The 14,071-nt window shown below is 37.0% G+C and carries 6 protein-coding genes and 1 pseudogene; all 7 read right to left on the bottom strand.

The window, feature by feature from the left end; translation table 11 throughout:
- Positions 1–356: 356 nt before the first annotated feature.
- Positions 357–1,613, bottom strand: a pseudogene (locus tag K6959_RS03765) (UvrD-helicase domain-containing protein); the annotation flags it as partial.
- Positions 1,582–5,097 (bottom strand): helicase-exonuclease AddAB subunit AddB, encoded by a 3,516-nt coding sequence (addB, locus tag K6959_RS03760; RefSeq protein ID WP_223087670.1) that lies wholly within the window; start codon positions 5,095–5,097, stop codon positions 1,582–1,584. The pseudogene K6959_RS03765 and the gene addB, both read right to left, overlap by 32 nt.
- Before the next feature lie 399 nt (positions 5,098–5,496).
- The gene (locus tag K6959_RS03755) at positions 5,497–7,155 is read right to left on the bottom strand and encodes an SLC13 family permease (protein WP_163243487.1); all 1,659 of its coding nucleotides are present in this window, start codon (positions 7,153–7,155) and stop codon (positions 5,497–5,499) included.
- A gap of 336 nt (positions 7,156–7,491) precedes the next feature.
- Positions 7,492–8,775, bottom strand: a complete 1,284-nt coding sequence (gene ltrA / locus K6959_RS03750; protein WP_223087669.1) for a group II intron reverse transcriptase/maturase — start codon at positions 8,773–8,775, stop codon at positions 7,492–7,494.
- 627 nt (positions 8,776–9,402) lie between these two features.
- On the bottom strand, positions 9,403–10,905 hold the full coding sequence (locus tag K6959_RS03745; protein WP_163242598.1) for an acyl-CoA synthetase: 1,503 nt from the start codon (positions 10,903–10,905) through the stop codon (positions 9,403–9,405).
- A gap of 440 nt (positions 10,906–11,345) precedes the next feature.
- Complete coding sequence (gene ltrA / locus K6959_RS03740) at positions 11,346–12,644, bottom strand: group II intron reverse transcriptase/maturase (RefSeq protein ID WP_163238799.1); 1,299 nt, start codon at positions 12,642–12,644, stop codon at positions 11,346–11,348.
- Between the two features lie 600 nt (positions 12,645–13,244).
- A complete protein-coding gene (nadE, locus tag K6959_RS03735; RefSeq protein ID WP_163243539.1) occupies positions 13,245–14,066 on the bottom strand; it encodes an ammonia-dependent NAD(+) synthetase in 822 nt (273 codons plus the stop codon).
- Between the last annotated feature and the right edge of the window lie 5 nt (positions 14,067–14,071).

Raw genomic sequence — 14,071 nt, 5'->3', positions numbered from 1 at the left:
AGACAATTTTTACTCTACCTCACTAACTTTACAAATAGGAACTATCCTTTTCGAATAGCCGTACCTAAAGAGCCGTACATTCGGAATTTCGTCTTCCCTCTCACCATAGGTATCTTATAGAGCCCCGGTCTATCAGCTATACCCCCTGCCTCCAGAGAGCTTTCCTCGACTTGACGTTAGGATAGCCTTCAACCGACTTCACCGAGCTTATAACATTCAACAGCTTTGCACTGGTGAATGCTATTCGGAGGATTAGGCGAGCCTTTCAGGGCGTTACCCCTTCATTCGACTCATCGGATTTTCAGTTCTCCTAGCAATTCGCTAGTGGCTAACCTTTTCAGTTAGCAACGTGTCGCACTGTCCTGATACTCATCAACAAGAACTTCTTTAAATTGCTTTTGATAGAAAAGTGCTGCTTCTGAAGGTTGGCGTGTTCCATCTTCTAATTGGTTTGCGGTTAAAATTTCTAAAGAATAATGTTCCAAGTCCGAAAAGTCAGCTAAACCTTTTGATTTTTTGACACTATTAAAACGAATCGAAAATGTTTTTACAAGATTAACAAGCGTTTGGATATGACCGCTCATTTCCCTCATATCTTGGATAAAGCTGCTAGGCTTTCGAGAAAATAAATCACTTTGTAAATCAGTTAAAATTTTTTTAGCCTGATCACGAAATTGCTGTGCCCGAGCAACAAGAGTTTGATCATAATCCTCACCGCGACATGCCTTTGCACGAGAAAAAGCTAATGTTTGCATTCCGTTATAAAGGGTCTCCCATGAATCATTGTGAGCATTTATTAAATGTTCTACTAATTGCAGATCACTTAAATACGTTTCAGCTCTTGGTGCTGGTCCGCCGGGAAGTTTCGTTAATTCGTATGCTTCCTTTAAAAGACGATAAGCACCTTTTAGTTGAAGATCAATTTGATATAAGAGTGTATCGATAAAAGGTAAATCATTAATAGATGTGGATGAATCGACATTATACATCTCAACAATTGAATGAAGCCATTGCTCTGGGTTTGGATTTGCCCTAGCAAACTCGTACAATTCAGTCACTATTTTTTGCATTGCTTCATCACTTCTGTCATTAGTAAACGTTTCTACAAGCGCAAAAAAAGCTTCATTATCTTTTTTTCCATATTGCTCTTCAAATAACTCATTTATTACTTCGTCTATTAATAGCTGCCCCTCCGTCTCATCAGCAATCCGAAACCCAGGATCAATATCTATTAAATAATAATATTTTCTAATAACCTCTAAACAAAAGGAGTGCACAGTAGAAATAGACGCTCGGTTTAATAAGCCTAATTGTTTTCGTAAATGATATGAATTTGGATGATGATTAATCTCTTTTTCTAAAGCTTCTCCGATGCGATGCCTCATTTCTGCAGCGGCTGCGTTTGTAAAAGTAACGACTAATAATTGATCTACGTCAAGCGGCTCTTCAGTTGCAGTTATTTTACGAATAATTCTTTCGACGAGGACAGCCGTTTTCCCAGATCCGGCAGCAGCAGCAACGAGAATGTCCCGACCTTGTGCGGTAATCGCCTTCCATTGCTCATCTGTCCACGTTACATTACTAGGCTTCGGCGGTATGTTCATTTCGTTCATTTTCAGCAACCTCCCTTCTAATAAACTCTATGATATCTTCATCTTTTTGCGGGACTAATATCCGATAATCGTTCTGTTCAATCGTTTGATCAAAGTGACAAACTGTTTTAAATGAACAGAAAGTACACGGAGTTTTATTTTTCAGTTTATAAGGGGAAATGTCTATTTTTCCTGCCATAATCTCATTTCCTGTTTTTAGATAACTATTTCGAACATAATGCCTTAAGTGATTCAACTGTTCACTATTAGCAACTTTTGATCGTTTTGATAATGTCCCGTCTTTTTTTATCCCTGCTGAAACTATTTTCGACTCGCCGCTATCAAGGCTTTTATCCATAAGACGAATGACATTTTGATCAGCTAGCATCAATCCTTTCATTTTAAACTGTTTATAAATTTCTTGTTCAAGCTCATCAATTGTCAGCATCTTTTTCGCTTGAATCATTGGATTATGAACATGAAAGTACAACACCCCTGCTGGCATTGCATCCATTCCGATTAATGTGTTTGCATGGGTAACAATAATGTCTAAGTAAGTGAGCATTTGTAATGCAAGACCGTAATAAACTTCAGTTAAATTTAAATCTTTTATACTTGATTTATAATCAACTATTCTTAAAAAGACACCTGTCTGAGCTTCGGCTTTATCAATTCTATCGATTCTACCGACTAAATTCATTTTTGTATCATTTTTTAAGCGAAATTCAAGTGGAGGCAACGGTCCTTTTGGTCCGAATCCTACTTCAACACCAACCGGAGAAAAACCGCTAGCTTTCGCGTGTTCACTTAAGACTAGAGACGTGCGGCTAAGCACATTTTCAAGCTTTCGCTTTATGTAATGGTGTCTATTGGAACTAAGTAAGATTTCATTTTGTAATTTTGGCGCTATGTTGTCAATTGCTTGTCTTGCCAAGGCCCGACACTGTTGTTTTGTTAAGCTTGACCAACTAACATTTTGTTTCATTATTGTATCTGCAATATATTTTAATGCGGCATGAAATAACTCTCCAATATCAGGTGCTTCTAAACGATAAACTTGTCGCTTCCGCAATTTTAGTCCGTGCTTAACAAAATGAGAAAAAGGACAGCTATGAAATAGCTCCATTCTTGATACACTGGCTTCAATCGTTTCTCCATATAATTGACGAGTTGTTTCGCTTGAAAGCTGTTTCTGTTTCGATTTATTTTCATAAAATAAACTTGCTAATACTTTTTTAGCTAACTGTGACCAACTATTACTTTTTAAGTAATAGTTGTATACATCCCACCAAAAATCATAGATCGGATAATTTCTTTTTTTCAATTGTAATTGGGCAGTTAAATACGACAGTGTCATGTTTTCGTTTGCAGCATATTCAAGCTGATCCAATTCTGGTAATGGCGCAGGATCAATTGCAAAAAGACCTTTTTCCACCGCCGGAAACAAATCGTTTATTCTTTTTATATAAAATGAAGGCAGCAATGCTTTTCCTTCTTCATTTGCGATCGGATATGTTAAATAAAGCTCGTCTGAAGGAGTTGTAAATGCTTTATAAGCAATAAATGACTCATCAAGTAATTTTGTTTTACTAGTTGGAGCAATTGTCAAACCTTTTTGCTGTAATATTTCCCGATCATCATCCGCTACAATTCCCTCGTCAATCATTTTTGCAGGGAGAACTCCTTCGTTTAGTCCAATAATAAATGCTGCTTTTACGTCAGACAAACGCGATTTTTCAAGATCAGCAACGAGCACTTGATCGATTGCTGGCGGTACAAGAGAAAATCGCAAAGATTCAATCCCTGCTTCGAAAATAACTGAAAATTGCTTTAAAGATAACTTCTCGTTTCCGAATAACTCTACAAATTGATCAAGAAGTTCAATCATCCCATTCCACGCTTGGTCATGCTCTCTACTTTTTACTAATTTACCTGCTTGTTCAGCCTCTAATTTCCACTTTTCTAATTTCTCAGGTATATCAAGTTCTTCGAGATATAAAAAAATCGCTTCAGAAAGCAATCGTCCGTTCTTTGCTCTTTTTAGCCTGCGCGCTAATCGCAAAATAGGAGCAGTGATAAGCAGTCTGAGCTCGTTTAACTCTAATTCAACTAGTTTCTCTTGATCGGTTTGAACATTATTTTCAAATTCTATTCCGTAAAATCGACGATAAATCCAACGATCTCGCTTCGTCCACTTTTCTCCTTGAATTCCGTATGCTAATACATAGTTTTCAAGTCTATCAAACTTTTCACGAATTTGCTGATTGTTTTCATTTTTTGGAAAAAGCAACTCAGTTTTAACTGCGCGAAATACTGATTCATAACTCCAATTACTATTAATGATATCTAGTGTAGACCGGATAAGTTCTATTAACGGATGATTTAGCATCGTTCTTTTTTGGTCAATAAAAATCGGAATTCCATAATCATTAAAAATCGTTTCAATTATGTCAAAATAATCGTTCCCGTTCCTCATTAAGATTGCAATATCGCGATAACGATACCCTTTAGAACGTATGAGTTTATTAATTTTTCTAGCAACCCCTTCAATTTCTGCCCTGCGATTAGCAGCTTCATATAAATGGATTCTTGCTTTTTTTTGAAACGGAATTGCTGGACGAGAATCAAAGTATGATTCTAAATGGATGAGGGAAGGATCACGCCAGCGCTTTTGTTCATATAACAGATTGTTCTTTTCTATTTTAATTCCTTCTGATTGAGCGATATTATATAGTGTTTGGAAGGTTTCCCCAGTCATCCGAAATAAACTTAGCTCATCTGGCCCAAAATGAATGTAAGGCTGATCGACAGTTAATGCAATCGATACTCGCTGACAATGTTTCATTAATTGGGTAATCACCATATATTCTTGAGGAGTAAAACTATGAAATCCATCAATAAATATTTCAGCATTTTTTAAATAGTCAGATTGAGCTATTTTTTCTGCCATAAGACGGAAATAATCTTCAGAATCAACATATTTTCCAAAAAGAGCTTGTTCAAAATAACGATATATTAATTCAAGATCATGAAGTTTATCTTGTAAGCCTTTATTTTCTTCAGAAAGTAATCTATGCTGATCTGTTAATTCTTCCGGACGAATACAATACTGCTTAAACTCAGTTAATATTTGTTCCATCTGTTCAATGAATCCGTTTTTATCAGCAGCTAATTGAAAAAGTTTGAGCTCATCCTTTTTTTCCTCAATTATTTTCCTAATTAACATATTGACACCGATATTATTTAAATGATATCTGCTTCCTCCGCCAGTATCTTGCAAAATTCGCCAAGCAAGCCGTGAAAAGCTATACACTTGAGCTCTAATCATTCCACCAAGATGAGGAGTTGTCATTAAGTTGTATTCTGATAAAAATGTCATTTGATCTGGAACTAAGTATATGATTGGTGATCCGTCAGGACTTCTCAATAAGCTTGTTCTTATTTCGTTTAAACAGTTTGCGGTCTTTCCTGTCCCTGAACGTCCGATGATAAAACGGACAGACATTTACATAACCTCCTCTTTTACATTAGTCGACTAGTTTATTTTCTTTCTTAATCTTAACATAGAAACTTGAAAATCCTTTACGTTTGCATTAATAACCAATGATGATAAACAACAGATCACTGAATTAGGAGGGGACTTTTATAAATCATAAAAAGGCCTACTCTTACCTTATAAGGATCGTAACAATTAAATGGCTAATCACGTTAAGCGGCAGTTAGGCCCACCAGTTTTGTCAATGTAATGTAAAAGAAAGTTTGCCTTCCCCTTCGTTTCATATCGTTAGCAAAGAATGAGTTAATATTCAACAAAATTATATAATAAGCTTAACAAGGGATAAAACTAAAAAAGACTTACTCAATAGTTTAACTAATTGAATAAGCCTTTTTGTTTAATTTTTCATTACTTTAATGCATCTGGAAACGTACCTAGATCTATACCCCAAACCATTGGCATTAAGAAATAAATCGCTAACGTTATGATGAAAATTGCCATAATATTAATCCAAAATCCTGCTTTAACCATATCTTTAATCCGGATATAACCTGATCCGAAAACAATTGCATTTGGAGGTGTTGCAACCGGTAACATAAAAGCACACGATGCGGCAATTCCAGCAGCAACCATTAAACTATATGGATGGATATCTAATGCAAATGCTAAGGATGCCATGATCGGGAACATCATTGTCGCTGTTGCAGTATTCGATGTTATTTCGGTTAAAAATAAAACTAGTGTTGTTACAATAACAATTAAAAATACGAAGTGTATACTTTGTAGAACTGTAAGCTGTTCACCAATCCATGTTGCTAATCCAGAGTCTTTAAACCCTTTCGCAATGGCTAAACCGCCACCAAAGAGCAGTAATATCCCCCATGGAATACTTTTTGCATCATTCCAATTTAATAGCTTTCCTTCTTTCGCTTGACGTGACGGGAGGATAAATAACACGATTGCCGCTATAATTGCAATGATCGTATCATTAATGTTTGCCAAGCCGCCAACGCTATCAATAAGCCCGTTATTTTTTAACGCATCCATGATAAAAGTACGAGAAATCCAAATAATTGCTGTTAAAGAGAAAACAGTAAGGACAAGCTTTTCTTCAAAACTCATTTTCCCTAATGCACTTTTCTCTTTTTGAATCACTGCTTTACCACCAGGAATCTCTTTTATTTTAATTGGAAACGCTAACTTTACTAAATAAATCCACGTAATAATGAGTAAAACAACCGATAGTGGAACACCAAAGAGCATCCAAAGAGCAAAGGAAATATCAATTCCATAAAGCTCTCTCACAACCCCAGCGAAAATCGTATTTGGCGGGGTACCAATTAATGTGCCGAGTCCACCAATTGAAGCAGAATAGGCAACACCAAGCATAATCGCCTTGCCAAACGGCGAATCGGTTGGATTTTTTTCTTTTAATGCTTCATTAACATGTAAAATAACTGCCATTGCAATCGGCATCATCATCATTGCCGTCGCTGTGTTTGAAATCCACATTGATAAAAACCCTGTTGCAACCATAAAGCCTAAAATGAGTCGTTGTGTACTTGTACCGACAACTAAAATAATATTAAGCGCAATTCGTCGATGTAAATTCCACTTTTCCATTGCTATAGCAATAACAAAACCACCGAGAAACAAGAAAATTGTACTATCTCCATAAGCATTTGTAATTCCCTCTGTAGCTGCACCAGTTAATGGAAATAAAATAATAGGTAATAAAGACGTAACTGGAATTGGAATCGCTTCAGTGATCCACCATGTTGCGATCCAGACGGTGCTTGCTAAAACAGCTAAAGCTTCTTTTGACATTCCTTCTGGAGATAAACCAAATAAGATAATTAAAAATAAAATTGGACCTAACCAAAATCCAATGTTTTGTCCCATAGTTCGATTCGGTTTTTTTCCTCGTCTCTTCGATTGTCCATCAACGTTTGCTTGCTGATTTTTATGATCTAATTGTTTATCTGTTGCAAAAAATAGGAGGAGGTCTTTTGTTTTATAATGAATATCCCATAATTTCCCCCATAATGATTGAACATTTTCTCCCAATTTCTTTCCTCCTAATCAAATGTGATATATTAATTTAAAAAAATGATATACTATTTAATGAATAGCTGTCAATTAAAATTTTTTAAAAGATTTTTGTATTTTTTTGTATTAATTAAATTTTAAAAATTCATTTAATACTATAAAAATTTTATATCCTTATTAAAATAACATTTTGTTATAATATATATTTACAGATACTAACATCATTTTTTTTTTATTTCACACATTATTCTAATATAACTATATTGCAAATATATCGAGTAGGAGGGGGTGATTAGCCCCCGACCTCTCACACCACCGTACATACGGTTCCGTATACGGCGGTTCAATTTTATATTAAGTATGCACTTTGATGTAGTGTTGTTCACCGGAGATTAGACCAAATTTGGCTAATCTCTCATTGGTTATTGTCGTGGTGAGTATCCAAGAATAAGCTGTACGGGCAACACCCTTACTTGTGTGGCTATTTTTGTATGCACTGTATCTATCCATGCCTAGTTTAATCAGATTTCTCCTGCGATTCTTCGCAGTTTTCCATTTCTTCCAGATACACATTCGCAGTCTAAATCTTGTATGAGCATCTATTTTCCCAAGTGCTGTCTTCATATAACCGACCCTAAAGTATTTGACCCATCCTCTTATTAATTGATTGATTCGTTCTACCTGATACTTCGTATCGACGCTCCAATTTTTCCTTGTTAATTGTTTAAGTTTGAATTTAAGACTTTCTAAGGATTTTTGGTGTGGTCTCGCTTTGTATAAATCAGCTTGGTAATCTTTGAAGAATCCAAACCCTAAAAACTTCATATCGGGGTCATTCGGCTTCGTCACTTTTGATTTCTCCACATTAACGGTTAATCCTAGCTTCTCTTCAATGAATCTTGTCACAGACCTCATTACTCTTTTCGCCGACATCTCACTTCTGACCATGATAACACAGTCATCTGCGTATCTGACGAAACGCAACCCTCGATTTTCTAGCTCCCTATCCAGTTCATTAAGCATAATATTACTAAGTAACGGGGATAAGTTTCCACCTTGCGGAGTGCCGATTACTGTTTCTTGGTATTCCTCGTCTATTTGTACACCGCTTACCAAGAACTTACGAATGAGTGAAATAACATCTCCATCATCTATCGTTCTTGATATGAGATTCATCAGCCTATCGTGATGTACGGTGTCAAAGAAACGTTCCAAGTCGATATCTACAATCCAGTCGTATCCATCATTCATAAACTCTAAGGCTTTCAAAATAGCCATCTCGGCATAGCGTCTTGGTCTGAAACCATAACTATATTCGCTGAATTGTTTATCGAACATCGGTGTGAGAACTTGGGCAATCGCCTGTTGAATAACCCTATCTAGGACAGTCGGAATTCCTAAAAGTCGTGTTCCGCCGTTTGGCTTTGGTATCTCGACCCTTAGTACTGGTTTTGGATGGTATTTTCTATTTCGGATTTGATGAATCATTTCATCCTTATTCATCGCCATATATCCAACCAACTCATCTACAGTCATGTCATCAACACCGGCTGAGCCTTTGTTTCTTTTAACCTGTTTGATTGCATGGTCAAGATTATCTTTGTCGAGTATCTTGTCAAGTAGTTTCCTCTCGTGCATGCTTGTTATTTCCTTTCTTTCTCGTAGGTTGGTATCCACTTTCTTGCGATTTGCCAGTGGTCTATTTCCTTCCCCAATTAAAGATTTCTATAACCATAAAATTGTTCAGCCCTTCGCTCTTTCTAGCTTTCGTTAGACGTCTTCACTACTACGGCCTCTGCTGACTTCTCACTATCCAGTCTTGTATCACTACAAGATTTTGGGGCAGACGAGTGAGACCTCCCCAGTTAAGGTGCGAACTCTTTCCCTTCATCTATCTGCCATATATACACCGTATGATACAGTAGCTATGGGACTTCGACTTCTTTTGCAGTCTTATCCTCATACGTTGCCTCTTATATGATTTCTGTTCGTCAGACCGAAGGTTTGCCTCGAGCTTCCTTCAGATTCCACGTTACCGTGGACACCCTTGCTTTCAGCTATGTACTTACCGCTACAAGGTCGTACTCGGGACTTTCACCCGTTAGAGTTCGCCCATGCTGGGCGAACAAAAAACCCAGTATATAAATATACTAGGTAAGATAGTTAAAAAAGAGTATTTTTAGAAGATGATGCCCTCAGACTAAACAACGAGATGGAAGCAAACAGAACATGCGTTCGTAATCTCACTTCGCAACTGTTAAACCTCTAATTAGAAAAAACAGTCCCCATCTTTTTTAGTTTGTTTTTATCAATTTTACCAACGTGTGTTTTTGGAAGTTCCTCTAAAAAAATGAAGCGTTTAGGGATTTTATATTTTCCAAGTTTTTTTTCACAGTAGCTTTTCAATTCTTCCTCAGTTACATTTTCATCATCAATTTGGACGATAAACGCAGTGACAATCTCACCCCATTTATCATTAGGCATTCCTATTACCGCAGCTTCATTCACTTTTGGATGTGATGAAAGCCAATGTTCAACTTCTAATGGATAAATATTTTCACCTCCGCTAATAATCATATCTTTTTTCCTGCCAACAATATAGTAATATCCTTCCTCATCTCTTCTTGCTAGATCGCCAGTATAAATCCAGCCATTTCGAATTGTATTTTCTGTATCTTCCTTATTATTCCAATAATATTCAAATGAATGCTTCCCAATAATTAATAGTTCCCCGACTTCGTTGCTACTTGTTTCTCCGCCATGCTCATTTACAAGCTTGATTCCATTAAACATCATCGGTTTTCCGATCGAACCTTTTTTTCTCATTGCATCAACAGGATCAATGTAAAAATTATTAGGACCTGCTTCGGTCAACCCATATCCCTCTTTAAACGCTAGACCTTTGCGCTGAAAATGAGCGTAAATTTCATAAGGGCATGGTGCCCCTCCTGAAAGAAAGGCTTTTACTGTTGGAAAATTTGTCTGTTCAAATACTTCTGTTTGAGTGATTAAATGATACATTGTCGGTACAAACAATACGATTGTACATTGATATTGATTTAAGTAGATCATTGCCTTGTAAGGATCAAATTGATCAGCGATAACCACTTTCCCCCCCGTCATCAAAAGCGGAATAGAAAGTGCATTTAATCCTCCTGTATGGAACATTGGCATGTATGTTAACGTTGTATCCCTTTCAGTTAAATTCCAGCTAACGATTGTATTAATTCCATTCCAAATGATTGAGCGATGAGAAAGAACTGCTCCTTTTGGTTTTCCTGTTGTCCCACCAGTATAAATAAGTGCCAATGGATCATGTTCTTCGCCATGCACACTATCATTTACATCCTCCGCTGAAGAGACTATTTTTTCAAAATGAGAATCATTTACACAAATAGTTTTGTTTAGAAATGAAAGCTCCTTGACGATGTTAACTAAATCAGTATGATACCCTAGTAATACCGGTGTGCAATCTTCCAAAATATAATTGATTTCTTCAATAGCTAGTCTCCAATTAAGCGGTACAAATATTGCTCCTAATTTTGAGCAAGCGGTTAAAAAATCAAAATAACTAATATGATTAGGAGCCAATAATGCAACTCGATCTCCTTTTTTTACTCCTTTATGAACTAGCCAATTCTTTAAATGATTGGCTCGATCATTTAGCTGCTTATACGTCCATGAATGACCGTTTTCAGCGTGTATAATTGCTTCTTTATTTGGTGTTAATCTTGCTCTGTTATGAAGCCAATCGATTTCCCACCTCACTGTAATCTCTCCCTCACTTAAGATAAATTAATTGTATTAAACACGAGTTACAGCGTAGTTACAAAGCTACAATAAAGCTATTTAAAAAAACAGATTGGAGCTTTAACAAAAAAAGTAGATTAACAATATAAAAGTAATTATTGGTGTTTATTTCAATTATAAAAAAAAACTGTGAAATTCACGTTGGTGACGAAGTCTTTCTGGAGAATGAAAATTGGAATATTTAACAGGAAATCTCCAATAGCAAGGGCTTAAATTAAAGTAGAGTAGAAAACAGGAATTAGATACTGCCTTCTTTGTCCTCGGGGTTCAGGGTGTTCCACCTTACTAAGCCAGACAAGAGGGCAATTCCTTTTCCTGCTGCTCCCCCTCATCAAACCGTACGTGAAGTTTTCCCTCATACGGCTTTCCGACGTTCTTCTTCCTTTGGCTTTACGGATTTAATTCGCTAATTTCACCAATATGAATTGGACTTTATTTACTGTATCTTGAAGATAGGCATGTTTATGTCGTTTATTTCTTTTCTTGTTATGAAAAAGATTTAAACGTTGTAACACATACCAGTCAATGCGATTCAACCACCTCTTGGACATTGGAGAAAGTTGGTAGTAATTCTTGAATCCTTGTAACCTTCGGTTCAGTCCCTTCACCAATTCTTTTATGTCCATAAATAGTTTATGTCGTGGTTCCGTAAAATCCTTGATTTTCTTTCGCATCTTCTTCATAGCCTTCTTACTCGGGACATGGTTCATGATTAAGAATGTTCGACCACCCTTTTTACGAATGGGGAATTTTCGATGATGGAATCCCAGAAAATCAAATCCGTCACTGTCATCCCAGATGTTGACGAGTCTTGATTTCTCCTTATGTAGTGAGAGGTCAAGTTTTCCCATAATTGCTTGGATGACTCGTATACCTTCTAGCGCTTGCTGTTTTGTCCTGCACAAAATGACAAAGTCATCCGCATAACGAATAAGAGAACCTAGATGGCTGAATTTCTTTTCCCAGAGGGAATCCATCACATCTAAATATATGTTCGAAAGTAATGGTGAAATCACACCGCCTTGAGGGGCCCCCAAGACAGAATTCCTCACTTTTCCTTCTTCCATGATTCCTGCTTGTAGCCATTTGCGAATCAATTTCAGCACTTTGCGGTCACTAATTCGCTGTTCTACAAGTTTCATCAATTTATCATGGTTGATGTTATCAAAATAACCTTGGATATCGACGTCTAATACCCAATAGCTTTTCTTGCTCTCTTTCCTGATTTTCGCTATGGCTTGATGCGCATTCCTTTTGGGACGGAAACCATAAGAACAATCTTTAAAGTCAGCTTCAAAGATAGGTTCTATGACTAGCTTGGTTGCCATTTGTACAACCCTGTCCTTGATGGTTGGGATTCCTAATGGACGTTTCTTTCCATCATCTTTAGGGATGTAAGTACGTAAAACTGGTTGTGGATGATATCGATTTTCCTTCAGTTCAAGATAAATCTCATTAAGAAATCTATCCTCCCCATAGATCTCAATATTTTCCATAGTCTGAGAATCTACTCCACTACTCCCTCGATTTCTTCTTACTCTTTGCCATGCTTCCCACAAGATATCAGGTCGATAAATCTTATCATATAAGGCATGAAACCGGCGTGTCTTGCTTTCCTTGGCACAAAGGTATAATGTTTTCCAGAGTTCTTGAGCTTTTGCATAATTGGTGTAGTTAGCCATTTTCTTGGCATTCACTGACTCTTACCTCCTTGAATATATGAACGAAGTAGGGTATTGGCTTTTGCCGTCCTTCCCTAGACAACGTTGTGTTGGCATTGTCATCATTGGTACTATGACCCCCTCCGACTCCCTCTCAGTCCATCCACCACTTCGCTTCATGCTTATAGGTTTCTGTGTTACTTCTTTAGAAGTGACCGAGGAGGGTATCCCCAGTTCCGTTAACTACTTTCCTAACATGTCGTTCCCCTTACCCCGAGGGATTCTTCAGTGCTGAATTCCAAGTTCCTCACACCTTCCATGGTTTTCGCCCATGTTCACCAGGCTCAACTTCCCTTTGTCCTCAACGAGGGTTGTAATTGACGAGGCGGCAGGATTCACTTCATGTTACGACCTGCTAGGTTGCTCGCACTCACGAATGAATTACTTTGTCACAGGGCTTCAACCTTAGGATTTCTCCACCAGTTGCCTGTCAGCTACTGAGCGTCTTGGCACTTACTCAGGTTGGACTTTCACCAACTAGCAATTAACGGCCTGCTGGGCGCGCCAAACTGCAAAAACGAAGCTAGTAACCTTATAACGGTTTCTAGCTTCGTTTTTATAGAGATCAAGAACAGGTCAATAATCATAAATCGTTTTTGGTGCTTTACGTTTATGCTCTGATTTTAAAAAGTATTTTTCTAACATTGAACTAGTTTGTTTACTAACAACTTTTCCTTCTAAATAATCATCAATTTCTTCATAAGTAACACCAAGAGAAATTTCGTCTTCTAAGTTAGGAGCATCATCTTCTAAATCAGCTGTTGGTCTTTTTAAATATAAGTGTGAAGGGCACTTTAATGCCTTTAAAAGTTCCTTGCCCTGACGTTTATTTAATCCGAAGATCGGCTCTAAGTCACATGCTCCATCCCCATGTTTTGTAAAATAACCTGTTAAAAATTCTGCACTATTATTTGTTCCTAAAACAACACAATGATTTACAGCAGCAATACTATATTGAACTTTCATTCTTTCACGTGCTTTCTCATTTCCTTTTATAAAGTCTGAAATGACTACACCAGCCGATCTTAATGCTGCAACACTTGCGTCTACCGACTGTTTAATATTTACTCTGTATAAAACATTTGGTTGAATATAAACCAGCGCGTCTTGGCAGTCACGTTCATCAACTTGAACGCCGTAAGGAAGCCGAACAGCAATAAATTTATAATGATTATTTCCATTCTCTCTGTTCTTTTCATTTATAGCTATTTGTGCTAATTTTGCTACTAACGTTGAATCTTGTCCGCCAGATATCCCCAATACGAAACCTTTGATTGCATGATTTTTTTCAAGAAATTCTTTTAAAAAATTTACCCTTGTCCTTATTTCCGCTTGTGGGTGAATATGAGGCTTCACTTTTAATTGTTGAATAATCTCATTTTGTAATCCAGTATCCATTCGTT

It is taken from the genome of Bacillus aquiflavi (assembly GCF_019915265.1).
In the GTDB taxonomy this organism is placed as follows: domain Bacteria; phylum Bacillota; class Bacilli; order Bacillales; family Cytobacillaceae; genus Bacillus_BT; species Bacillus_BT aquiflavi.
This window is presented reverse-complemented; position numbering and strand designations above follow the sequence as displayed.